The organism is Lentzea sp. NEAU-D7 (genome assembly GCF_026242055.1).
Classification (GTDB): Bacteria; Actinomycetota; Actinomycetes; order Mycobacteriales; family Pseudonocardiaceae; genus Lentzea.
Window position 1 is genome coordinate 108,146 of the sequence record NZ_JAPJDL010000021.1, and the last position, 21,437, is coordinate 129,582.

The following is a 21,437-nucleotide window of genomic DNA, read 5'->3' on the forward strand; positions in this document are numbered from 1 at the left end:
CAGTTCACGCGAGGGCGTCCCACCAGGACTTGTCGAGCTCGCCGCGTGCGACGAGCACGGCAGGTCCGGTGAGCGTCGACGTCGTCGGCTCGATGGTCACGAAGACCTGGCCGCCGAGGACGTCGACGGTCGCCGAGCCGGTGGTCCTGCCCTGGCCCGCGAGCCAGGAGGCGACGCACGCGACCGTGCCGGTGCCGCACGAGCGGGTCTCGCCGACGCCGCGCTCGTAGACGCGCATGCGCAACGCGCCGCCCTGAGCCGACTCGGCGTCGATCACGTTGATGAGCTCGACGTTCACGCCGTGCGGGAACATCACCGGGTCGAAGCCGGGCGGCACGGTCAGGTCGAAGCTGCTGACGGGGACGTCGGTGACGCACGCCAGGTGCGGGTTGCCGACGTCGACCGCGAAGCCGCCGATGCCGGCGCCGCCGACCGCGGCGATGGACGTGCCGGTGACCCGTGCGGGGCCCATGTCGTTCGTGACGGAGCCGTCCGGGTGCGTTGTGACCGTCTTGTTCCCCGCGCGGGTGGCGACGACGAACGAGCCCTGCGGCTGGTGACCCGCGTCGACCAGGTAGCGGGCGAAGACGCGCAGGCCGTTGCCGCACATCTCGGCGATGGAGCCGTCGGCGTTGCGGTAGTCCATGAACCACTCGGCCCCGGACTCGGCGCCGGCCCGCACGACGCGCAGCACGCCGTCCGCGCCCAGGCCGCGCTGCCGGTCGCACAGCGCCTGCACGCGGGCGACGGTCAGGTCCAGCTGGTCATCGAGGTCGGGCAGGACGACGAAGTCGTTCTCCGTGCCGTGCCCCTTCACGAACTCCACGGGACCAGGCTACCGGCGGCGTCCAAGAGATCCGGCCGAGCACCGTCGAGCCAGGTGATGCGCTGGTCGCGCCGGAACCACGACCGCTGCCTCCGCACGAACCGCCGGGTGGCGCGTTTGGTCTCCTCCGCGGCGAAGTCGATCGTGCAGGCTCCGTCCATTGCGGACAGCACCTGCTGGTAGCCCAGGGCGCGCGAGGCGGTCTTGCCCTCGCGCAGGCCGATCCGGACGAGGGCGCGCACCTCGGCTTCCAGCCCGCCGGCGAACATCTGGTCGACCCGCAGGTCGACCCGCGCGTCCAGTTCGGACACCTCGCGGTCGACGCCGATCTGGACGGTGCCGTAGCGCGCGGGGCCGGGCTTGGGGAGGTTCGCCGAGAACGGTTGCCCCGTCAGCTCGATGACCTCCAGCGCGCGCACGATGCGACGGCCGTTGGACGGCAGGATCGCGATCGCGGCGGCCGGGTCGAGCTCCCGCAGGCGCCGGTGCAACGCCTCGGAGCCCTCCGCGGCCAGTTCGGCTTCGAAGCGCAGGCGCACCGCGTCGTCGGTGCCGGGGAACTTCAGGTCGTCGAGCACCGCCTGCACGTAGAGCCCCGAACCACCGACGAGGATCGGCGGGCGCCCCGACGCGAGCAGCTCCTCGACGACGGCCCGCGTCTGGCGCTGGTAGGCGGCCACGGACGCCGTCTCGGTGACGGACAGGACGTCGAACAGGTGGTGCGGCACGCCCCGGCGCTCGGAGACGGGCATCTTCGCCGTGCCGATGTCCATGCCGCGGTAGAGCTGCATGGCGTCCGCGTTGACGACCTCTCCCCCGAACCGCTCCGCGAGCGCGACGGCGAGGTCGGACTTGCCGGTCGCGGTGGGTCCGACGACGGCGATGGGCGTGATCAAGGGCGCTCCCAGACAGCGACGTGGTAGCCCACGCCGAACGGTGCGAAGAACTCGGCTCCGGAGCAGCGCCACGGTCCGGGCACGCCGGCGAGGACCTGCCACGCCGCGCGGCCCTGCGCACCCAGCTCGCGGGCGAGGTCGAGGTCGAGGCCGAGCAGGGCGTCCACATCGGCGTTGGCCAGCGAAGTGTGGACCAAAGAGTCGAAAGGTCCCGAACGCTCGTCGTCGGAACCGGGCGAGCGGGGGCCGTGGCGGGTGGAGCCGTCACCGAGGACCAGCAAGCCGCAGTCCTCCTCCGCCAGTTGCCGTCCAAACGAGACACAGGCGGAAGCGGGCAGGTCACGGGGCACGAGTTCAACGCGTGACACCTCGACTGCGCAGCGTTCGCGCAGCCACGCGGTGACCAGCACCGGCAGCGGAACGGTGGCGTCCGGCGGCAGGTCACCGCCGAGTGACACCGGCACGTCGACCCCATAACCGAGGAATGTTCCCGACAACGGCGGCACGTACGTGGCACGACCACCGTCGCCCACCGCCACCGCGACCCACGGGCCGGGCAGTTTTCCTGCTGCGGCAAGGGTTGCGGCGCGCACGGGCTCGGTTTCGAGGGCGGCTCCCACGACCAGTTCTGGCACCAGGAGGGGTGGGTGCGGCACCACCACAGCGCGGGTGATCACAACGAACGAGGCTACCTATCGTGGACTCCCAGTACCGAGTCGAGCTCTGACCTGTTTGAATGCGCGCGGGGAACTGGGGACGGGAGACCCTCCAGCGCCCGTATTGCATCGGCCCCGCCAACGGCGGGGCGCCCGTGGCAGGCACGGGCGTCAGATGGGAGGAACCGGCGATGTCGGAGCAGGACAGCACACCGGAGGCCGTGGCGCAGGCCACCCCCGTGGAGGTCGTAGCCGAGGGTGTGGTCGAGGAAACGCCGAAGGAGACCGCGCAGGCGACGCCTCCGGCCGTCCCCGTGGCGTCGGACCACCCTGACCGCTGGGGGCGCGTGGACGCCGACGGCACCGTGTACGTGAAGACCGAGGACGGCGAACGTGCTGTCGGGTCGTGGCAGGCCGGTGAGCCGGTCGAGGGCCTCGCGCACTTCGCGCGGCGCTTCGACGACCTGCGCACCGAGGTCGAGCTGCTCGTGTCGCGGCTCAAGTCCGGCGCCGGTGACCCCAAGCACGCCCTGACCAGCGCGAAGCACGTCAAGGAGCAGCTGGCCGAGGCCGCCGTCGTCGGTGACCTCAAGGCGCTGGCCGCCCGCGTCGAGTACGTGCTGGTGCAGGCCGAGGCCGGCATGGAGAAGGCGAAGGAGGCCAAGGAGGCCGCCCGAGCCCAGTCCGTGGCGCGCAAGCAGGCGCTGGTCGACGAGGCCGAGTCGATCGCGAACGAGTCGACCCAGTGGAAGGTCGCGGGCGACCGGCTGCGCCAGATCCTCGACGAGTGGAAGACCATCCGCGGCGTCGACCGCAAGACCGACGAGCAGCTGTGGCGCCGGTTCTCGAAGGCGCGCGACGCGTTCAACCGCCGCCGCGGCTCGCACTTCGCGGACCTCGACCGCCAGCGCTCGGTGGCGAAGACCTCCAAGCAGTCGCTGGTCGAGGAGGCCGAGAAGCTCGTCGACTCCGACGACTGGGGCCCCACGGCCGCTCGCTACAAGGAGCTGATGGTCGAGTGGAAGGCCGCCGGGCGTGCGCCCAAGGAGGCCGACGACGCGCTGTGGCAGCGTTTCCGGGCCGCGCAGGACGCGTTCTTCCAGAAGCGCTCCGAGGCGTTCAGCGAGCGGGACGCCGAGTTCACGGCCAACGCGAAGCTGAAGGAGGAGCTGCTCGCCGAGGCCGAGGGCATCGACCCGACGGGTGACCTGGAGGCGGCGCGCAACCAGCTCTACAAGATCCAGGAGCGCTGGGACGCGATCGGCAAGGTGCCGCGCGAGCGCATCCGCGAGCTCGAGGGCAAGCTCCGCGCCATCGAGGAGCGGGTTCGCGGCGCGGTCGACGCCCAGTGGCGCCGGTCCGACCCCGAGGCCGAGGCCAGGGTCGCGCAGTTCCGCGAGCGCGTGGAGCAGTTCGAGGCGCAGGCCGCGAAGGCCCGTGCCGCGGGCGACAAGCGCCGCACCGAGCAGGCCGAGGCGCAGGCCGCCCAGTGGCGCGAGTGGCTCGCGGCCGCTGAGCAGGCTCTGGCGACCCGCTAGTTCATCACGGCCTGAGGGCCTCTCTCCCGTGCGGAGAGAGGCCCTCAGGCGTTTCTAGCGGGCAATGCGCCACTTCTGGTCGGCTCGGCCCGTGCACAGCGACACGATGAGCCAGGTGCCGTTGTCGTACGAGCCGTCGTTCGCGGTTCCCAGGCAACGGCCGGACGCCACGTGCGCGAGCTGACTGGCGTTCACGACCTGCCACAGCTGGGCGTCGTTGCTCCACGAGCACGCGTTCGCCTTGATGTGCTCGCCGAAGTTCTCCTGGAACACCGGCTCCATGCAGAGGTTCCCGCGCTGGTTGCGGATGCGGAACACGGCGTGGTTCGAGTCGGAGAACTCCCTCGCCCAGAACGGCTGGAAGCTGGTGTCGTCGCCCGGCGGATGCCGTTCCCACATCACGACGTCGTTCCAGCTGTTCTCGTAGAAGTCCGCGGCCCGCTGGTCGTTGCCGGCGGGCACCAGGTACCCCGGGCCGTCGGTCGCGGGCTTCGTCGGGCCCGGCGGTGGTGGCGGAGGTGGTGGCACCAGGGTCGTGGGGACGGGCACCGGCTTCACCGTCCGCCGATCACCGGTCGGCACCGGGCCCGCGGTCACCGCCGAGGTGGCCGTCGCCGGTGACGAACCCTCCGCCGTGGTGGTGGCGGTCGAGAGCAACGGCGGAGTGGACACCGGCGCGTTCGCGGAAGCCTGCTGCCCGCCGGCCTTCTTCAGGTGCACAGCGACAACGACGGCCACGGCCAGTGCGACCACCACTCCGATGACGATGGCGGCACGGCCGAGACGGGACGGAGCCTTCCGCTGCTCACCGACGACCACGCTGCCCACCGAGTGCGCCTGCACGACCGTGCCGCTGATGTCGCCGTGCGTGGTGTTCGCGCTGCCGTCCACCGCATCCGTCACGCCCAGCGAATCGAGGGCGCGCGGAGATTCATTACAGCTGCGGCGGTCGCGACGCCGCGATCTTCACCCACTTCACCAGGAGCACGATCACCGCGATCGCCGCGATGATCAACCCGATGCCGGGGCCGGGACCGATGGTCTTGTTGCTCGTCGTCGTCTGCTGCGTCCAGATCGACAGCACGCCGATGATCGACCCGGCGAACAGGCCCAGCGAGCACACCCACGCGAGGCCCCAGCGCCGCACCGCGAGCGTGATGCCGGAACCGAGCACACCGACGCCCAGCGCGAGGTACGAGAACAACCTCGGCAGGAACAGCTCCGACTCGCCGAGCACGACCGCGAGCCCCGTGTGCTCCCCGACCCACGGCAGGATCAGCGAGACCAGCAGCGCCAGCACGGCGATCGAGATGGTCAGCGCGCCCGTACCGGGGTCGATGCGCTTGGCCGCCTGGTGTTCGACGGCGTCGATCTCCTTGCGCAAGAAGTCCTCATCACTCACTGGGCCGCGCACCCCGAGACGGCGGGAAGCGGTTCGGGCGCCCCGAACGACGGCAGACCGAGGCCGATGCCCGCGGTCTTGGGCTTGATGCCGGCCTCGGAACGGTCACCGGCCTTGGTGCGGCGCCACGACAGCGGTTCGCCGTCCGCGACGAGGTAGTGCGGGGCCGCGTACGTCACGACCGTCTCGACGACGTCGCCAGGACGCGGAACCGTCGTTCCCGGCGCGAAGTGCACGAGCCGTCCGTCGCGCGCACGGCCGCTCATGCGGTGCGTCTCGGCGTCGCGCTTGCCTTCGCCCGTGGCGACGAGGACCTCGACCGTGCGGCCGACCTGCTCGAGGTTCAGCGAGTGCGTCATCTCGTTCTGCAGCGCCACGAGCCGGTCGAAGCGCTCCTGCACGACGGCCTTGGGCAGCTGGTCCGGCAGGTCCGCGGCCGGGGTGCCGGGGCGCTTGGAGTACTGGAACGTGAACGCCGACGAGAAACGGGCCTGGCGCACGACGTCGAGCGTGCCCTGGAAGTCCTCTTCGGTCTCACCGGGGAAGCCGACGATGATGTCCGTGGTGATCGCGGCGTCCGGCATGGCGGCGCGGACCTTCTCGATGATCCCCAGGTACTTCTCGGTGCGGTACGAGCGGCGCATCGCCTTGAGCAGGCGGTCGGAGCCGGACTGCAGCGGCATGTGCAGGCTGTGGCACACCGCCGGCGTCTCGGCCATGGCGGCGATGACGTCGTCGGTGAAGTCCTTGGGGTGCGGCGAGGTGAAGCGCACGCGCTCCAGGCCGTCGATCTCGCCGCAGGCGCGCAGCAGCTTGCCGAACGCGAGCCGGTCGCCGAACTCGACGCCGTAGGAGTTGACGTTCTGCCCCAGCAACGTCACCTCCAGCACGCCCTCGTCCACGAGCGTCTGCACCTCGGCCAGCACGTCGCCGGGACGGCGGTCCTTCTCCTTGCCGCGCAACGACGGCACGATGCAGAACGTGCAGGTGTTGTTGCACCCCACCGAGATCGACACCCAGCCCGAGTAGGCGGAGTCGCGCGCGGCGGGCAGCGACGACGGGAACGTCTCCAGCGCGTCGAGGATCTCGACCTGCGCCTCGGAGTTGTGGCGGGCGCGTTCGAGCAGCACCGGCAGCGAGCCGATGTTGTGCGTGCCGAACACGACGTCCACCCACGGGGCGCGCCGGACGATCTCGCTGCGGTCCTTCTGCGCGAGGCAGCCGCCGACCGCGATCTGCATGCCGGGCTTCGCCGCCTTCTGCGGGGCGAGGTGGCCGAGCGTGCCGTACAGCTTGTTGTCGGCGTTCTCGCGGACCGCGCAGGTGTTGAAGACGACGACGTCGGCCTGCTCGGCCTCGTTGGCCCGCTCGTAGCCCGCGTCTTCGAGCAGACCGGCGAGCCGCTCGGAGTCGTGCACGTTCATCTGGCACCCGAACGTGCGGATCTGGAAGCTCTTGCGAACCTGCGCGGTACTCACACGAACACGATAACCCCTGGTCAGTGGCCCGAGTTTCGCGGACCGCACAAAGCCGGGCCCATCCGCACCGTGACCAGGCAGGACCTTCGTCGGGTGCAAGCGCGCACCGCCCCCGTGGCACGATGCGGTGGTGCTGGGACGAGTGCATGCCGCCGTGAGCCTGCTGACCGCCGCAACGGTCCTGACGGGCTGTAGCAGCACGGTGTCGGACATCAAGATAACGATGGCCACCGGCAGCGAGAGCGGCGTCTACTACTCGCTGGGCAACGGCCTGGCGGACATCTGGAGCGGCCGGCTCGGCATCGTGCGGCCCCAGGTCGTCCGCACGGACGGGTCCAAGGACAACGTGACCCGGCTCGTCAAGGGCCAGGCCCAGGTCGGCTTCTCGCAGGCGGACGCGGTCGAGGGCGTCGAGGGCGCCTCCCGGCTGCGTGCGCTGGCGCGCATGCACGACGACTACCTGCAGGTCATCGTCCGCGCCGACCTGCCGGTGACGAAGCTGCGCGAGCTGTCGGGACTGCGGGTGTCGATCGGCGCGACCGGGTCGGGCGTCGAGATCATCGCGAGCCGGCTGCTGCAGGCCGAGAACGTGACGCCCCAGGCGGTGAACCTGAGCCTGAACGACTCCGCCGAGGCGATGCAGGAGGGCAGGATCGACGCGTTCTTCTGGTCGGGCGGCCTGCCCACGAGCAGGATCACCGACCTCACCAAGGGGCTCGGCGTGCGGATGCTCGACCTGAAGGACGAACTGCCGAGGTTCCGCCAGCAGTACCCGGTGTACGGGTCGGCGACGCTGCCCGCGTCGATCTACAACCTGCAGTCCGGGCCGGTCATCACCCTCGTCGTGCGCAACTTCCTGCTCGTCGACGAGTCGATGCCCGACGACGTGGCCGAGGCGCTCGTGCGGCAGCTCTTCGACGGCCAGCCCGAGCTCGTGAAGGCCCACTCGGCGGCGCGCACGATCGAGCAGCGGTCGGCGATCGAGACGTCACCGGTACCGCTGCACAACGGCGCGATGCGCTACTACCGCGACTCCAAGGTCTAGACGGCCGGCAGCGTGACCACGACCTTCAGGCCGCCGTCCTCCGGCGACTCGAGCGCGACGGTTCCGTCGACGCGTTCGACCAGCAGCCGCACGATCGAGAGCCCCAGCCCGGAGCCCGGCACGTTCTGGTGAGCCGGGCTGCGCCAGAACCGGTCGGTGGCCCGCTCGAGCTCGTCGGGCTGCAGGCCGGGCCCGTGGTCGGCCACGGAGAGCCGGATGACGCCACCGGACTTGCGGGCGTCGACCACGATCAGCGTGCCCTCCGCGGTGAACTTCAGCGCGTTGTCGAGCAGCGCGTCGAGGATCGTCTCGACTCCGCGCGGCGGGACGAGCGCCATGCCGACCCGTTCGCCGTCGAGCACGAGGTGCACCTCCTTCGCCGCCGCGGCCGACGACCACGCGGACAACCGCGCCGCCACGGACTTGTCGACGTCGACCGGGACCGGGTCCACGGAACTGGACTCGGCGCGCGCCATGGCGAGCAGCTCGTCGAGGATGCGGTTGAGCCGGTCGGTCTCGCTGAGCGCCTCGACCTGGTGCACCTCCGCCTCGGAGTCGACGTGACCCTCCAGGTTGGACAGCCGGAGTTTCAGCGCCGTCAACGGGTTGCGAAGCTGGTGTGACGCGTCCGCGACGAAGGCCCGTTGCGCGGCCAGCACGTCGCTCACGTTCGCGGCCATCTGGTCGAACGAGCGCGACAGCTGCCGCAGTTCCGGCGGCCCGGACTCCGCGCCCACCGGCGGCACCGGCCGGCCCGACACGACCGCGGCGAGGAGCTTGCCCGTCGCCTCGTCCAGCGCCTGCACCGGCCGCAGCGTCCAGCGCACGACCGGCAGCGCCAGCAGCACCGCGAGCGCCAGCACCAGCAGGCTTCCGGCGAGCAGCAGGGCCCACCACGCGAGCACCTCGAAGCGGGTCTTGGCGGTCGGCGAGAACGTGATGACCGCGCCGCGCACCTCGCCGTCGACCAGCACCGGTTCGGCGAGCACGACCTTGGTGTCGCTCCACGGCGCGAACAGCTCCGGCGCGACCGGCAGACGCCCGGCCAGCGCCTTGCTGACGAGGTCCTGCACGGCCGGGTCACCGAGCGCCAGGTCGTTGCGCGAGGCCACCAGCGGCACGGTCGGCGCGTCGCGGGCCACCACGGCCACGCCGATGTCGTACAGCTCGTCGTAGCGCTCCAGCTCGGCGCGCAGCAGGTGCGGGCTGTCGTCGATCAGCGGCCGTTGCGCCAGCGACGCGAACCGGCTGGTGTCGGTGAGCCGGTCGAGGAACATCTCCTGCTGCTCGGCCGCCGCCACGTTGCGGCCCAGCGGCACTCCCAGGCCCACGAGCACCAGCACGATCAGGGCGAGCACCACGCCCAGCAGTCGCGACCTCACAGGCCGTCACCCGCCCGGTCGCGACACGCCGCCGAAAGATCACCCAATCGAGATCACACCTGCCCCAGCCGGTATCCGACGCCGCGCACGGTCTCCAGCAGCGAGGGCCTGCCCAGCTTCGTCCTCAGCGTGGCGACGTGCACGTCCAGCGTCCGGTTCGCGCCGGACCACGTGCGGCCCCACACCTCGGCGAGGATGCGCTCGCGCGTGCACACCGCGCCACCCGCGGCCATCACCAGGGCGAGCACCTGGAACTCCTTGCGGGACAGGGCGACCGACTCCCCCGCCACCGTGACCTCGTGACGTCCCAGGTCGACGCGCACGTCACCGGTCTCGAACACCTCTGTGGACACCGCGCCCACACCGACCGGATCGGCACCGCGGCGCCGCCGGACGGCGTGCACCCGCGCGACGAGTTCGCCCACGTCGTAAGGCTTGACGAGGTAGTCGTCGGCCCCGGCGTGCAGGCCGAGGATCCTGTCGTCGATCTCTCCTCTCGCGGACACCACGATGATCGCGACGTCCGAAGCGGCCCTGATGGCACGGCACAGGGTGACGCCGTCCATGTCGGGCAGGCCGAGGTCGAGCAGCACCACGTCGACGCCGGCGAGGCGGTCGAGCGTGCCGCGGCCCGTGGCCTGCCGGTCCACGTGGAAACCCCGTCTGGTCAGGGCTGGGACCAAGGCCTCGGCGACCCTGTCGTCGTCCTCGACGAGCAGCACGCGCACTTTCGCTACCTCCCGGGCAACCGATGTCTGCCTGTGACAGAGTTGAGACCCTAAGTCTTGCTCAATGTCCTGGACTGGTGTGGTGGCGGACACCTAGGTTTCCGCCAACGCCGACGACCCCAAATGGAGGACTGGATGACTGCCGCCTCTGCACCGCCGATGATTCGTGTGGCGGGTGTGGACAAGTTCTTCGGCCCGTTGCACGTGCTCAAGAACGTGCAGCTGGAAGTGCCGAAGGGGCAGGTCGTGGTCGTGCTGGGGCCGTCGGGTTCCGGTAAGTCGACCCTGTGCCGGACCATCAACCGCCTCGAGCCGATCGATTCGGGCGTCATCGAGGTCGACGGGCAGCCGCTTCCCGCCGAAGGAAAAGAACTGGCCCGCCTTCGTGCCGATGTCGGCATGGTGTTCCAGTCCTTCAACCTTTTCGCGCACAAAACCATCGTCGAGAACGTCATGCTCGCTCCGGTGAAGGTGCGCAAGACGCCCGCCGCCGACGCGCGCAAGACCGCGATGGAGCTGCTGGAGCGGGTCGGGATCGCGAACCAGGCCGACAAGTTCCCCGCGCAGCTCTCCGGTGGCCAGCAGCAGCGCGCGGCGATCGCCCGCGCGCTGGCGATGAAGCCCAAGGTGATGCTGTTCGACGAGCCGACCTCGGCGCTCGACCCCGAGATGGTCCAGGAGGTCCTGGACGTCATGACGGGCCTGGCCAAGGACGGGATGACCATGCTGGTCGTCACGCACGAGATGGGCTTCGCCCGCAAGGCCGCGGACCGGGTGATCTTCATGTCCGACGGCGAGGTGGTCGAGGACTCGACACCCGAAGAGTTCTTCTCGGCCCCGAAGTCCAACCGCGCGAAGGACTTCCTTGGCAAGATCCTGACTCACTAGTAGTCAGCCCACTTTCGAACGAATGGCAGGAGAAGGACGATGAGGGTTCGCACCCTTGCGGCGGTGCTGCTGACGGGCGCACTGGCCCTGACCGCGTGTGGCAAGGAGGGCAGCCCGACCGACACGGCGGCGCCCGCCGGCCTGTTCGAGGTCGCCAAGGACGTCAAGGTCGACGGCTCGCCCACGTTCGAGAAGATCAAGACCCGCGGCTCGCTGATCGTCGGCGTCAAGGAAGACCAGCCGGGTCTCGGCTACAAGGACCCGACGACCAACAAGTACAGCGGCTTCGACATCGACATCGCGCGGCTGGTCTCGGCGAAGCTCGGCTTCGACCCCGAGAAGATCCAGTTCAAGACGATCCAGTCGGCCGCCCGCGAGCAGGCGCTGATCAACGGTGACGTCGACTACTACGTCGGCACCTACACGATCAACGCGGGCCGCAAGGAGAAGGTCTCGTTCGCGGGCCCGTACTTCGTCGCCGGCCAGGACCTGCTGGTGAAGAAGGACAACACCGACATCACCGGCAAGGAGACCCTCAAGGGCAAGAAGGTGTGCTCGGTGACCGGCTCCACGCCGGCCAAGCGCATCAAGGACGAGAAGCTGACCGAGGAAGGCAACGTCCTCGAGTTCCAGGGCTACTCGCAGTGCGTCACCAAGCTCCTCAACGGTGAGGTCGACGCCGTCACCACCGACGACGCGATCCTCAAGGGCTACGCCGCCGCCGAGGAGGGCAAGCTGAAGGTCGTCGGTAAGACGTTCTCCAGCGAGCCGTACGGCATCGGCCTGCCGAAGGACGACAAGGCCCTGCGCGACAAGGTGAACGACATCCTGCAGGCCTCGCTGGACGACGGCTCGTGGCAGAAGATCTACGACGGCACGCTGGGCAAGTCCGGCTCGTCCGCCGAGAAGCCGAAGATCGACCGGTACTGACGGTTCCTCACGTGGCCGGTGGATCCCACGTGGGTCCACCGGCCGTTCCTTTGAAGGCGGACGGACGGCAAGGAAACCGATGAGCGTCCTCACCAACAACCTAGATCTGTTCCTGCGCGCTTTTGGTCAGACACTCCAGCTCTTCGCCGTCTCCGCGGTGCTGTCGCTGGTGCTGGGCACGTTCCTCGCGGCGCTGAGGGTCAGCCCGGTACCGGTGTTCCGCGGTGTCGGCACGGCGTACGTGACGGTCCTGCGCAACACGCCGCTGACGCTGGTCTTCGTCTTCTTCGTGTTCGCGTACCCGCTGCTGGAGATCCTGAAGATCGACGAGTACACCGCCGCGGTGGTGGCGCTGTCGCTCTACACGGCGGCGTTCGTCTGCGAGGTCGTGCGGTCGGGCATCAACACGGTGCCGGTCGGCCAGGCGGAGGCGTCCCGCGCCCTCGGCCTGACGTTCACGCAGATGCTCGGCAACGTGGTGCTGCCCCAGGCGTTGCGGTCGGTGGTGCCGCCGATGACGAGCACCATGATCGCGTTGCTGAAGAACACGACGGTCGCGTCGGGCTTCGCCGTCTTCCAGGCGGGCAACATCCGCGAGCAGCTGTCGGACCAGGGTGACAACGTCCTCGTCGGACTCGTGTGGGTCGCAATCGGGTTCGTCATCCTCGTGATGCCGCTGACGTACGTCCAGCAGGTCTTCGAGAAGCGGTGGAGCGTGGCCCGATGAGCATGGTGCTGTTCGACGTCCCGGGCCCCAAGGCCCGCATCCGTCACAAGATCATGGCCGTCATCGGCATCGCGGCGGTGGTCGCGGCGCTGGTGTACGTGGTGATGAGGTTCATCGTCACCGACCAGTTCACCGCTCGAAGGCTCGACTGGATCAACTACAAGCAGATCCAGCTCTCGCTCGTCGAGGCCATCGGCAACACGCTCGGCGCGTTCGCCGTCGGCGCGGTGCTGGCCCTCGTGTTCGGCGCGATCTTCGCCGCGGCGCGGCTGTCCGACCACGCCTGGGTGCGCGCACCCGCGGCGGTCATCGTCGAGGTCTTCCGCGCGATCCCCCTCGTGATCATGATGTTCTTCTTCTACTACGGCCTTCCCGTGGCCGGGGTGAAGCTGAGCGCGTTCACGGCGGTCGTGATCAGCCTGATGCTGTACAACGGCTCGGTGCTCGCGGAGATCTTCCGCGCCGGCATCAACTCGCTGCCGAAGGGCCAGAGCGAGGCCGCGTACGCGCTGGGCATGCGCAAGACCCAGGTGATGACGTTCGTCCTGCTGCCGCAGGCGTTGCGGGCGATGCTGCCGACCATCATCAGCCAGCTCGTCGTGCTGCTGAAGGACACCGCGCTCGGCTTCCTCATCACCTTCGAGGAGCTGCTGCGGTGGGGTACGCGCATCGGTGGTGACGCGGTCAACTTCGGCCGTCCGATGATCTCGGTGATGATCGTGGTCGCCCTGGTCTACATCGGACTGTGCCTGTTGCTCACGTGGCTCGCCACCTACCTCGAGAAGCGCAACCGCCGCAACAAGAAAGTCATCAAGCTCGACAACGACGACGCCGGGCAGGTCCAGCTCGGCAACGCGTCCGCGGCAGTCGGTGGGGTCACCGTCTGATCCGCCGGGTCGCAGGGAACGGGGCGTGTCCACATCGGACACGCCCCGTCGCTGCTTCCGGAGGTCAGACGTTCCAGTCGACGACACCGCACCAGTCCTGCCTCGCCTCCCCCACGACGTCGAGGCAGAACGTGGTGCCGGCGCGGAAGTTCGTGCCGAGCAGCCGGCGCGAGCGGTCGCCCGCCGGGAACAGCACGGGGCTGCCCGCCACCCGGTGGTCGCCGTCGCGCGACCACCGGATCTCCAGGTCGGCCTGACTGGCCGTGACCCTGAGGTAGACGTCCGAGCCGTCGACGGTGATCGTGCGGACGGCGTGCAGGTCGGCGGATGCGGTGCGCATGGCGCGGAACGTATCGGCGGGAACGGAACCGGGTCGTCTCACGAACAGTGGATCTCCCGTCAACTTTCGCGGTACGCTCGTGGTGGGGGATCTACCGCGGTGACGTCACATGAGTGAGGGGCATTGTGGCGCGCGTGCTTGTTGTCGACGACCAGCCGTTGTTCCGAGCGGGCCTGGTCGCGTTGCTGAACGCTGCACCTGATCTGACCGTCGTCGGCGAGGCCGGGGACGGCGTCACCGCGTCCGCGCTGGCCGAGTCGTCGAGACCGGACGTGATCCTGCTCGACATCCGCCTGCCGGGGCTGGCCGCGCTCAAACGCGTCGTGGCGTCCGCGCGGGTGCTGGTGCTGACCACCTTCGACCTGGACGAGTACGTCCACGAGGCGTTGCGGCTGGGCGCCGCCGGGTTCGTGCTGAAGGAGTCCGAACCGGCCCGCCTGATCGCCGCCATCACGGCCGTCGCCTCGGGCGAGATGCAGTTCAGCCCCACGGTGATGCGCAGGCTCGTGGCGGCGTACCTGAGGGGCGACTCGGCTGTGGCGCCGTGGGGTTCGGCCGGCCTGGAGGAGCTGACGGACCGCGAGCGCGAGGTGCTGCGGCTGGTCGGCACCGGGCTGACGAACACGGCGATCGCGACCAGGCTGACGGTCACGGAGGGCACGGTGAAGACGCACCTCAACCGCGTGATGACGAAGCTGCGGCTGACCAGCCGGGCTCAGGCCGTGGTGATGGCGTACGAGTCCGGGCTGGTCATACCGCAGGCCGTCGCTAAGACCGCTTGAACAGCTTGTTGCCGAGCCAGACGATCGGGTCGTACTTGCGGTCGGCGACGCGCTCCTTCATCGGGATGAGCGCGTTGTCGGTGATGTGGATGTGCTCGGGGCACACCTCGGTGCAGCACTTGGTGATGTTGCACAGGCCGAGGCCGTGCTCGTCCTGCGCCTGGTCGACGCGGTCCGCGGTGTCGAGCGGGTGCATCTCCAGTTCGGCGACCCGCATGAGGAACCGCGGCCCCGAGAACGCCTCCTTGTTCTCCTCGTGGTCACGCACCACGTGGCAGGTGTTCTGGCACAGGAAGCACTCGATGCACTTGCGGAACTCCTGCGAGCGCTCGACGTCGACCTGCTGCATCCGGTACTCGCCTGGAGCCAGGTCCTTCGGCGGCGCGAACGACGGGACCTCGCGCGCCTTGGTGTAGTTGAAGGACACGTCGGTCACGAGGTCGCGGATGATCGGGAACGTCCGCATCGGCGTGACCGTGATCGTCTCCGACTCCTGGAAGATCGACATCCGGGTCATGCAGAGCAGCCGCGGCCGTCCGTTGATCTCCGCCGAGCACGAGCCGCACTTGCCCGCCTTGCAGTTCCACCGCACCGCGAGGTCCGGGGCCTGGGTGGCCTGCAGCCGGTGGATGATGTCGAGGACGACCTCGCCCTCGTTGACCTCGACGGTGAAGTCCTCCAGCCCGCCGCCGGAGTCGTCACCGCGCCACACCCGGAACTTGCCCTGGTAGCTCATGCCAACTCCTCGGCGGTGAGGTACTTCTCCAGCTCGCTGCGGTCGAACAGGTCCAGCAGGTCGTGCCGGATCGGGATCTGCGGTTTCTCCGTCACCTCGGCCCCGTCGCCCTTGGCCTTGCACACCAGCAGCTTCCGGCGCCACTCCGCGTCCATCGAGGGGTGGTCGTCGCGGGTGTGGCCGCCGCGGGACTCGGTGCGCAGCAGTGCCGCCTTGGCCACGCACTCCGACACCAGCAGCATGTTGCGCAGGTCGAGGGCGAGGTGCCAGCCGGGGTTGAACTGCTGGTGGCCCTCGACGGTCAGCGCCTGCGCGCGTTCCTTGAGCTTCTCCAGCCGCTGCAGCGCCTCTTCCATCTCACCGGCTTTCCGGATGATGCCGACGAGGTCGTTCATGGACTGCTGGAGCTCCATGTGCAGCGTGTACGGGTTCTCACCGCCTTCCTGCTGGAAGGGCTTGAGCGCCGTGGCCCGAGCCTCGGTGACGATGTCCTCCGACACGACGGGGCGTTCGGCCATCGCCCGCACGTACTCCGCGGCACCCGCGCCGGCCCTGCGCCCGAAGACGAGCAGGTCCGACAACGAGTTGCCGCCCAGCCGGTTCGAGCCGTGCATGCCGCCGGACACCTCGCCGGCCGCGTAGAGCCCCGGCACCGAGGAGGATCCCGTGTCGGGGTCGACCTCGACACCGCCCATCACGTAGTGGCAGGTCGGGCCGACCTCCATCGGCTGCGCGGTGATGTCCACGTCGGCCAGTTCCTTGAACTGGTGGTGCATGGACGGCAGCCGGCGGCGGATCTCCTCGGCGGGCAGACGGGTCGACACGTCGAGGAAGACGCCACCGTGCGGTGAGCCGCGCCCGGCCTTGACCTCGGAGTTGATCGCGCGGGCGACCTCGTCACGCGGCAGCAGCTCCGGTGGGCGCCGGTTGCCGGCCTGGTCGGTGTACCAGCGGTCGGCCTCTTCCTCGTTGTCGGCGTACTTGTCCTTGAACACCTCGGGGATGTAGTCGAACATGAACCGCTTGCCGTCGGAGTTGCGGAGCACGCCACCGTCACCGCGGACGGACTCGGTGACGAGGATGCCCTTGACCGACGGCGGCCAGACCATCCCGGTGGGGTGGAACTGGATGAACTCCATGTTGATCAGCGAGGCACCGGCGCGCATCGCGAGCGCGTGGCCGTCGCCGGTGTACTCCCAGGAGTTCGAGGTGACCTTGAACGACTTGCCGATGCCACCGGTCGCGAGGATCACCGCGGGCGCCTCGAACAGCACGAACCGGCCGGACTCGCGCCAGTAGCCGAACGCTCCGGCGATCCTGTCGCCGTCCTTGACGAGCTCGGTGACGGTGAACTCCTGGAACACCCGCAGGCGCGCCTCGTAGTCGCCGAACTCCTTGAAGTCGTCCTGCTGCAACGACACGATCTTCTGCTGCAGCGTGCGGATCAGCTCGAGGCCGGTGCGGTCGCCGACGTGCGCGAGCCGCGGGTACTCGTGGCCGCCGAAGTTGCGCTGCGAGATCCGGCCGTCCTTGGTGCGGTCGAACAGCGCGCCGTAGGTCTCCAGCTCCCAGACCCGTTGCGGCGCCTCCTGCGCGTGCAGCTCGGCCATGCGCCAGTTGTTGAGGAACTTGCCACCGCGCATGGTGTCGCGGAAGTGGACCTGCCAGTTGTCGCTCTCGTTCGCGTTGCCCATGGCGGCGGCGATGCCGCCCTCGGCCATGACGGTGTGGGCCTTGCCGAACAACGACTTGCAGAGGACGGCGGTGCGCAGGCCGTGCTCACGGGCCTCGATCGCGGCCCGCAGACCGGCACCACCCGCGCCGATGACGAGAACGTCGAACGAATGCCTTTCCAGCTCGGGCAAAACCACTCCTTAGTTGATGAAGCGGAGGTCGGAGATCGTTCCCGAGGCGACCAGCGCGACGTACAGGTCCGTGAGGCAGACGAAGATCAGCGAGGCCCACGCGAGTTGCATGTGGCGGTTGTTCAGCTTCGAGATCTGCGTCCACGCCCAGTACCGGACCGGGTGCTTGGAGAAGTGCTTGAGCCGCCCGCCCGCGATGTGCCGGCACGAGTGGCACGACAGCGTGTACGCGGCGAGCAGGCCGACGTTGACCAGCAGGATGATGTTGCCCAGGCCGACGCCGGTGCCGAACGCGAGGAGCGCGTCGTAGATGTTGATCAGCAGCAGGAGTGAGGCCGCGTAGAAGAAGTAGCGGTGCAGGTTCTGGGCGATCAGCGGGAACCTGGTCTCACCGGTGTACTTGCTGTGCGGCTCGGCCACCGCGCACGCGGGCGGCGACGCCCAGGCCGCGCGGTAGTAGGCCTTGCGGTAGTAGTAGCAGGTGATCCGGAAGCCCAGCAGGAACGGGATGATCAGCAGCGGCGGCGTCAGGAACCCCGGCAGCGCCGGGAACCACTGACCGAAGTGCGAGGCCGCCGGGATGCACTCCTCCGTGAGGCACGGCGAGTACATCGGTGTGAGGTAGTGGTACTGGTCGACCCAGTAGTAGTCCCCCTGGAACGTGCGGAACGCCGCGTAGATCGAGATGAGCAGCAGGCCGACGAATGTCGTCAGCGGCGGCAACCACCATCGGTCCGTGCGCAGAGTCCTGGCGGCGATCTCTGCCCTCGCCATTGCTCACCTTTCTGGGGGTCCACGTCGTTGTGGAGGAAACGCGTAACGGCCCCCGCTGTCCGCGAGGGCCGTGATTAGGGGCTTGGTCAGGTCCGGTGCCGGTACCCACCGAGTCCTTCGTCGTCCGCGTCCTTCCAGAGCGACTCGTCGTAAGGCGTGTCGGGCACGACCACGACCTCGCGTTCCACTTGAGGCGCTTCACGCTGCCTCGGGGTGCTCAGGTCGACGAGTTCGGTGGCGTCGATGTCCATGCGTTCCACGTCGTTGGCCAGGCGTTGCACGGCTGCCACGTCGCCGTACCTGGTGCGCAGGTTGCTGACGGCATGCCGCATCTGGCCGATGACCCGGCGCAGCTCGACGATCTCCGTGGAGTTCATGGGACACCTCCGTTCCAAGGTCGTGCCCCGCACTCTGCCCAATCTCAAGCCATGTGACAAGCACCACACGCCAAGATTCAAAACTGGTCGACTCCCATCTACTGAATCGTTTTTGTGTCTGCGACCAGCCATGACTTACTGTGTGTGGCGTCACGCCCGTCTGTGGGACGCCACCGTTGTCGTCTCGTAAGGGCCCCACCACGGCCCGTGATGACCCGGAGACCCCCATGACCGAACTGCATCCTGTTCTGACAGAGGTGACACGCCGGATCGCCGCCCGGAGCGCCGATTCACGCCGTGCCTACCTCGAGCGCGTGGCCGCCGCCGCGCAGGACGGAACGTCCCGGTCCGGCTTCGCCTGCAGCAACCTCGCGCACGGCTTCGCCGGAATCACCGGTGGCGACAAGGCCGCGCTGCGCGCGCTGCGCAAGTCCAACGTCGCGATCGTGTCGTCCTACAACGACATGTTGTCGGCCCACCAGCCGTTCCAGGAGTACCCGGCCTGGATCAAGGACTCGGTCCGCACGGCGGGCGGTGTGTCCCAGTTCGCGGGCGGCGTGCCCGCGATGTGCGACGGCATCACGCAGGGCCGCGAGGGCATGGAGCTGTCGCTGTTCAGCCGCGACGTCATCGCGATGTCGACCGGTGTGGCCCTGTCGCACGAGATGTTCGACGCCGCGGTGCTGCTCGGCGTGTGCGACAAGATCGTGCCGGGCCTGCTGATCGGCGCGCTGTCGTTCGGGCACCTGCCGTCGATCCTGGTGCCCGCGGGCCCCATGTCGTCAGGCCTGTCGAACAAGGAGAAGGCCCGCGTCCGGCAGCTGTACGCGGAGGGCAAGGCCTCCCGCGAGGACCTGCTGGAGGCCGAGGCCGCCTCGTACCACTCCCCCGGCACCTGCACGTTCTACGGCACCGCGAACTCGAACCAGATGGTCGTCGAGGTCATGGGCCTGCACCTGCCCGGCGCCTCGTTCGTGCCGCCCGGCACGACGCTCCGCCGCGCCCTGACCGAGCACGCGGGCCGCCGCGCCGTCGAGATGGCCAAGGGCGAGGGCTACACCCCGATCGCGCACGTCGTCGACGAGAAGTCCGTGGTCAACGGCGTCGTCGCCCTGCTGGCGACCGGCGGCTCGACGAACCACACGATGCACCTGGTCGCCATCGCCGCCGCCGCGGGCATCGAGCTGAGCTGGGACGACTTCTCCGACCTGTCCTCGATCGTGCCGCTGATCGCACGGGTCTACCCGAACGGCGGCGCCGACATCAACCACTTCCAGGCGGCGGGCGGCGTCCAGTTCGTCGTCGGCACCCTCCTGGACTCCGGCCTCCTGCACGCCGACGTCACCACGGTGGCCGGGTTCGGCCTAGACCGCTACCGCCAGGAACCGATGCTGGCCGACGGCGAGCTGATCTGGGTCGACGGCCCCGGCCACTCCCTGGACCTCGAGGTCCTGCGTCCGGCCTCCGACCCGTTCGCCGCGGACGGCGGCCTGCGCATGCTCGCCGGCAACCTGGGCCGCGCCGTCATCAAGGTCTCGGCCGTGGCGACGGAGAACCACGTCGTCGAGGCCCCGGCCCGCGTGTTCACCACGCAGGAGGCGTTCCAGGAGGCCTTCCAGGCGGGCGAGCTGGACCGCGACGTCGTCGTGGTGGTCCGCCAGCAGGGCCCCCAGGCCAACGGCATGCCCGAACTCCACAAGCTCACCCCGCCGCTCGGCGTCCTGATGGACCGCGGTCACAAGGTCGCCCTCGTGACCGACGGCCGCATGTCCGGCGCCTCGGGCAAGATCCCGGCCGCCATCCAGCTGACCCCGGAGGCCGCGGTCGGCGGCCCGCTCGGCCGGGTCCGCGACGGCGACGTCGTGCGCCTGGACGCCACCGCCGGAACCTTGGAGGTCCAGGTGCCCGCGGAGGAGCTGGCGGCACGCCCGCTGGTGGACTTCCCGCCGACCAGCCGCGAGTGGATGGGCACGGGCCGGGAGCTCTTCGCCGCGCTGCGCCGTAGCGTCGGACCGGCCGACCGCGGTGCGACGGTGTTCGGCCCGATCACGGCCGACCACTTCGCCCCGGTGACCCACCACTAGCCGTCCCGCTTCAGCACCACCCAATATATTGGCCCCAGTACCACAGCTGACCTGCGCCTTAGCAATGGTTCTTTTGACTTCGTCGTCAAATGACCCATTGCAAAGGGCGCGGTGAGGCCCAACCAGCCCAGCCCGTGAACACGCCCGCAGACCGCTCCAACCTTCACCACACAGCCACCCTCGCGACCGCTCTGTCACCAGTCCGGATGCCATTGCAACGAGTCGTTTGCGGTCGTCCGCAAACGTTTTTTGCATCCGGGTGAGGGGCTGCAGGCACGCACCGGCAGAGTGCGAAGGCGGGCGGTAACGCAGGCTGACACGCGATATCGATCTTGGTTCCAGACCCGGCCTCAGTTTCGGCCCAGTTCGGCAAGGAGAGCAGCAGTGACCAACGGTGACAATCTTCGGGTGACGACCGGCGCGGACCTCCTCGTCCTGTCGCCCGTCATCCCCGTCGTCGTGGTCGACGACGCCGACCACGCGGTGCCGCTCGCCAGGGCACTGCTGCGCGGTGGCGTTCGCGTCATCGAGCTCACGCTGCGCACCCCCGCCGCGCTGGCCGCGATCGAGAACGTCGCTCGCGAGGTCCCGGAGATCGTGATCGGCGCGGGCACCGTCACGGCACCGGAGCACGCGGAGCAGGCGGCGAAGGCCGGGGCGGCGTTCCTCGTCACTCCCGGCACGACCGACCGGGTGCTCGACGCCGCCGACGCGACCGGGCTGCCGTACCTGCCGGGCGCGGCGACGGTGTCCGAGGTGCTGCGGCTGGCCGAGCGCGGGCTGACCGCACTGAAGTTCTTCCCGGCCGAGGCCGCGGGCGGGGTCGACTACCTGAAGTCCATCGGCGGTCCGGTCCCGCACGTGCGCTTCTGCCCGACCGGCGGCATCACCCCGCAGACCGCGCCGAACTACCTCGCGCTCGCGAACGTCGGCTGCGTCGGCGGTTCGTGGCTGGCCCCCAAGGACGCTCTCGCGCAGGGCGACTGGGACCGCGTCGAGACCCTTGCCCGCGAGGCCTCGCAGCTCGGGTAACCCAGCTCACGAACCGGAAGTTCGGCTCACATCACGAGACCGGCGTCCCACCGCGTTGGAATCT

At 69.3% G+C, this 21,437-nt stretch carries 22 protein-coding genes; 9 read left to right on the forward strand and 13 right to left on the reverse strand.

What is annotated here, in order from left to right; all coding sequences use genetic code 11:
- Nucleotides 1–4: 4 nt before the first annotated feature.
- The 3 genes from dapF to ORI60_RS34275 are packed head-to-tail and all read right to left on the reverse strand — an operon-like array spanning nucleotide 5 to nucleotide 2,399.
- Nucleotides 5–826: a diaminopimelate epimerase gene (gene dapF / locus ORI60_RS34265; RefSeq protein ID WP_266042147.1), complete on the reverse strand. Its 822-nt coding sequence runs from the start codon at nucleotides 824–826 to the stop codon at nucleotides 5–7.
- A complete protein-coding gene (gene miaA / locus ORI60_RS34270) occupies nucleotides 814–1,722 on the reverse strand; it encodes a tRNA (adenosine(37)-N6)-dimethylallyltransferase MiaA (RefSeq protein WP_266042148.1) in 909 nt (302 codons plus the stop codon). The genes dapF and miaA overlap by 13 nt, the downstream gene beginning before the upstream one ends.
- On the reverse strand, nucleotides 1,719–2,399 hold the full coding sequence (locus tag ORI60_RS34275) for a hypothetical protein (RefSeq protein ID WP_266042149.1): 681 nt from the start codon (nucleotides 2,397–2,399) through the stop codon (nucleotides 1,719–1,721). The genes miaA and ORI60_RS34275 overlap by 4 nt, the downstream gene beginning before the upstream one ends.
- Before the next feature lie 170 nt (nucleotides 2,400–2,569).
- Here ORI60_RS34275 and ORI60_RS34280 point away from each other — a divergent pair, with 170 nt between their 5' ends.
- Entirely contained in the window at nucleotides 2,570–3,916 is a 1,347-nt protein-coding gene (locus ORI60_RS34280) for a DUF349 domain-containing protein (RefSeq protein ID WP_266042150.1), read from the forward strand.
- Between the two features lie 54 nt (nucleotides 3,917–3,970).
- Here ORI60_RS34280 and ORI60_RS34285 read toward each other — a convergent pair whose 3' ends face one another.
- The 3 genes from ORI60_RS34285 to miaB are packed head-to-tail and all read right to left on the reverse strand — an operon-like array spanning nucleotide 3,971 to nucleotide 6,796.
- On the reverse strand, nucleotides 3,971–4,819 hold the full coding sequence (locus ORI60_RS34285) for an RICIN domain-containing protein (protein ID WP_266042151.1): 849 nt from the start codon (nucleotides 4,817–4,819) through the stop codon (nucleotides 3,971–3,973).
- Between the two features lie 31 nt (nucleotides 4,820–4,850).
- Nucleotides 4,851–5,318, reverse strand: coding sequence for a hypothetical protein (locus tag ORI60_RS34290; RefSeq protein WP_266042152.1), 468 nt, complete (start codon nucleotides 5,316–5,318; stop codon nucleotides 4,851–4,853).
- Nucleotides 5,315–6,796: a tRNA (N6-isopentenyl adenosine(37)-C2)-methylthiotransferase MiaB gene (gene miaB / locus ORI60_RS34295; RefSeq protein WP_266042153.1), complete on the reverse strand. Its 1,482-nt coding sequence runs from the start codon at nucleotides 6,794–6,796 to the stop codon at nucleotides 5,315–5,317. The genes ORI60_RS34290 and miaB overlap by 4 nt, the downstream gene beginning before the upstream one ends.
- A gap of 130 nt (nucleotides 6,797–6,926) precedes the next feature.
- Here miaB and ORI60_RS34300 point away from each other — a divergent pair, with 130 nt between their 5' ends.
- Nucleotides 6,927–7,841 (forward strand): TAXI family TRAP transporter solute-binding subunit, encoded by a 915-nt coding sequence (locus ORI60_RS34300; protein ID WP_266042154.1) that lies wholly within the window; start codon nucleotides 6,927–6,929, stop codon nucleotides 7,839–7,841.
- Here the strand turns inward: ORI60_RS34300 and ORI60_RS34305 are convergent.
- Both ORI60_RS34305 and ORI60_RS34310 read right to left on the reverse strand, forming a co-directional pair.
- Complete coding sequence (locus ORI60_RS34305) at nucleotides 7,838–9,223, reverse strand: sensor histidine kinase (RefSeq protein WP_266042155.1); 1,386 nt, start codon at nucleotides 9,221–9,223, stop codon at nucleotides 7,838–7,840. The two genes, ORI60_RS34300 and ORI60_RS34305, sit on opposite strands and share 4 nt — an antisense overlap.
- A gap of 53 nt (nucleotides 9,224–9,276) precedes the next feature.
- On the reverse strand, nucleotides 9,277–9,951 hold the full coding sequence (locus ORI60_RS34310) for a response regulator transcription factor (protein ID WP_266042156.1): 675 nt from the start codon (nucleotides 9,949–9,951) through the stop codon (nucleotides 9,277–9,279).
- A gap of 159 nt (nucleotides 9,952–10,110) precedes the next feature.
- On the opposite strand from ORI60_RS34310, the gene ORI60_RS34315 reads away from it, so the two are divergent.
- The 4 genes from ORI60_RS34315 (at nucleotide 10,111) to ORI60_RS34330 (ending at nucleotide 13,383) form a co-directional block, all read left to right on the forward strand.
- Complete coding sequence (locus ORI60_RS34315) at nucleotides 10,111–10,839, forward strand: amino acid ABC transporter ATP-binding protein (protein ID WP_176960056.1); 729 nt, start codon at nucleotides 10,111–10,113, stop codon at nucleotides 10,837–10,839.
- A 39-nt stretch (nucleotides 10,840–10,878) separates the two neighbouring features.
- Nucleotides 10,879–11,769 (forward strand): glutamate ABC transporter substrate-binding protein, encoded by an 891-nt coding sequence (locus ORI60_RS34320; protein ID WP_266042157.1) that lies wholly within the window; start codon nucleotides 10,879–10,881, stop codon nucleotides 11,767–11,769.
- Nucleotides 11,770–11,848: 79 nt separating this feature from the next.
- Nucleotides 11,849–12,496, forward strand: a complete 648-nt coding sequence (locus ORI60_RS34325; RefSeq protein ID WP_266042158.1) for an amino acid ABC transporter permease — start codon at nucleotides 11,849–11,851, stop codon at nucleotides 12,494–12,496.
- Entirely contained in the window at nucleotides 12,493–13,383 is an 891-nt protein-coding gene (locus ORI60_RS34330) for an amino acid ABC transporter permease (RefSeq protein WP_266042159.1), read from the forward strand. The genes ORI60_RS34325 and ORI60_RS34330 overlap by 4 nt, the downstream gene beginning before the upstream one ends.
- A 64-nt stretch (nucleotides 13,384–13,447) precedes the next feature.
- Here ORI60_RS34330 and ORI60_RS34335 read toward each other — a convergent pair whose 3' ends face one another.
- Nucleotides 13,448–13,723 (reverse strand): hypothetical protein, encoded by a 276-nt coding sequence (locus tag ORI60_RS34335; RefSeq protein WP_266042160.1) that lies wholly within the window; start codon nucleotides 13,721–13,723, stop codon nucleotides 13,448–13,450.
- Between the two features lie 125 nt (nucleotides 13,724–13,848).
- Between ORI60_RS34335 and ORI60_RS34340 the strand changes: the two genes are divergently transcribed.
- Nucleotides 13,849–14,505 carry a response regulator gene (locus tag ORI60_RS34340; RefSeq protein WP_266042206.1) on the forward strand — a complete coding sequence of 219 codons (657 nt, stop codon included), beginning with the start codon at nucleotides 13,849–13,851 and terminating at the stop codon, nucleotides 14,503–14,505.
- Here the strand turns inward: ORI60_RS34340 and ORI60_RS34345 are convergent.
- The 4 genes from ORI60_RS34345 to ORI60_RS34360 form a co-directional block, all read right to left on the reverse strand.
- Complete coding sequence (locus ORI60_RS34345; protein ID WP_266042161.1) at nucleotides 14,492–15,241, reverse strand: succinate dehydrogenase/fumarate reductase iron-sulfur subunit; 750 nt, start codon at nucleotides 15,239–15,241, stop codon at nucleotides 14,492–14,494. The genes ORI60_RS34340 and ORI60_RS34345 overlap by 14 nt on opposite strands.
- The gene (locus ORI60_RS34350) at nucleotides 15,238–17,106 is read right to left on the reverse strand and encodes a fumarate reductase/succinate dehydrogenase flavoprotein subunit (protein WP_266042162.1); all 1,869 of its coding nucleotides are present in this window, start codon (nucleotides 17,104–17,106) and stop codon (nucleotides 15,238–15,240) included. Before ORI60_RS34350 ends, ORI60_RS34345 begins: the two co-directional genes overlap by 4 nt.
- A gap of 9 nt (nucleotides 17,107–17,115) precedes the next feature.
- On the reverse strand, nucleotides 17,116–17,880 hold the full coding sequence (locus tag ORI60_RS34355; RefSeq protein WP_266042163.1) for a hypothetical protein: 765 nt from the start codon (nucleotides 17,878–17,880) through the stop codon (nucleotides 17,116–17,118).
- Nucleotides 17,881–17,966: 86 nt separating this feature from the next.
- The gene (locus ORI60_RS34360; RefSeq protein ID WP_266042164.1) at nucleotides 17,967–18,257 is read right to left on the reverse strand and encodes a hypothetical protein; all 291 of its coding nucleotides are present in this window, start codon (nucleotides 18,255–18,257) and stop codon (nucleotides 17,967–17,969) included.
- A gap of 227 nt (nucleotides 18,258–18,484) precedes the next feature.
- Between ORI60_RS34360 and edd the strand changes: the two genes are divergently transcribed.
- Together edd and eda are read left to right on the forward strand one after the other, a co-directional pair.
- Nucleotides 18,485–20,341, forward strand: coding sequence for a phosphogluconate dehydratase (edd, locus tag ORI60_RS34365; RefSeq protein WP_266042165.1), 1,857 nt, complete (start codon nucleotides 18,485–18,487; stop codon nucleotides 20,339–20,341).
- A 408-nt stretch (nucleotides 20,342–20,749) separates the two neighbouring features.
- The gene (gene eda, locus ORI60_RS34370; RefSeq protein ID WP_266042207.1) at nucleotides 20,750–21,373 is read left to right on the forward strand and encodes a bifunctional 4-hydroxy-2-oxoglutarate aldolase/2-dehydro-3-deoxy-phosphogluconate aldolase; all 624 of its coding nucleotides are present in this window, start codon (nucleotides 20,750–20,752) and stop codon (nucleotides 21,371–21,373) included.
- Nucleotides 21,374–21,437: the final 64 nt, after the last annotated feature.

Bases quoted from the DNA above. Each gene is read 5' to 3' on its own strand.
- ORI60_RS34320 (WP_266042157.1), top strand. From the start codon at position 10,879: ATGAGGGTTCGCACCCTTGCGGCGGTGCTGCTGACGGGCGCACTGGCC.
- ORI60_RS34280 (WP_266042150.1), top strand. From the start codon at position 2,570: ATGTCGGAGCAGGACAGCACACCGGAGGCCGTGGCGCAGGCCACCCCC.
- ORI60_RS34355 (WP_266042163.1), bottom strand. From the start codon at position 17,880: ATGGCGAGGGCAGAGATCGCCGCCAGGACTCTGCGCACGGACCGATGG.
- ORI60_RS34335 (WP_266042160.1), bottom strand. From the start codon at position 13,723: ATGCGCACCGCATCCGCCGACCTGCACGCCGTCCGCACGATCACCGTC.
- ORI60_RS34325 (WP_266042158.1), top strand. From the start codon at position 11,849: ATGAGCGTCCTCACCAACAACCTAGATCTGTTCCTGCGCGCTTTTGGT.
- ORI60_RS34330 (WP_266042159.1), top strand. From the start codon at position 12,493: ATGAGCATGGTGCTGTTCGACGTCCCGGGCCCCAAGGCCCGCATCCGT.
- edd (WP_266042165.1), top strand. From the start codon at position 18,485: ATGACCGAACTGCATCCTGTTCTGACAGAGGTGACACGCCGGATCGCC.
- ORI60_RS34315 (WP_176960056.1), top strand. From the start codon at position 10,111: ATGATTCGTGTGGCGGGTGTGGACAAGTTCTTCGGCCCGTTGCACGTG.
- ORI60_RS34345 (WP_266042161.1), bottom strand. From the start codon at position 15,241: ATGAGCTACCAGGGCAAGTTCCGGGTGTGGCGCGGTGACGACTCCGGC.
- ORI60_RS34360 (WP_266042164.1), bottom strand. From the start codon at position 18,257: ATGAACTCCACGGAGATCGTCGAGCTGCGCCGGGTCATCGGCCAGATG.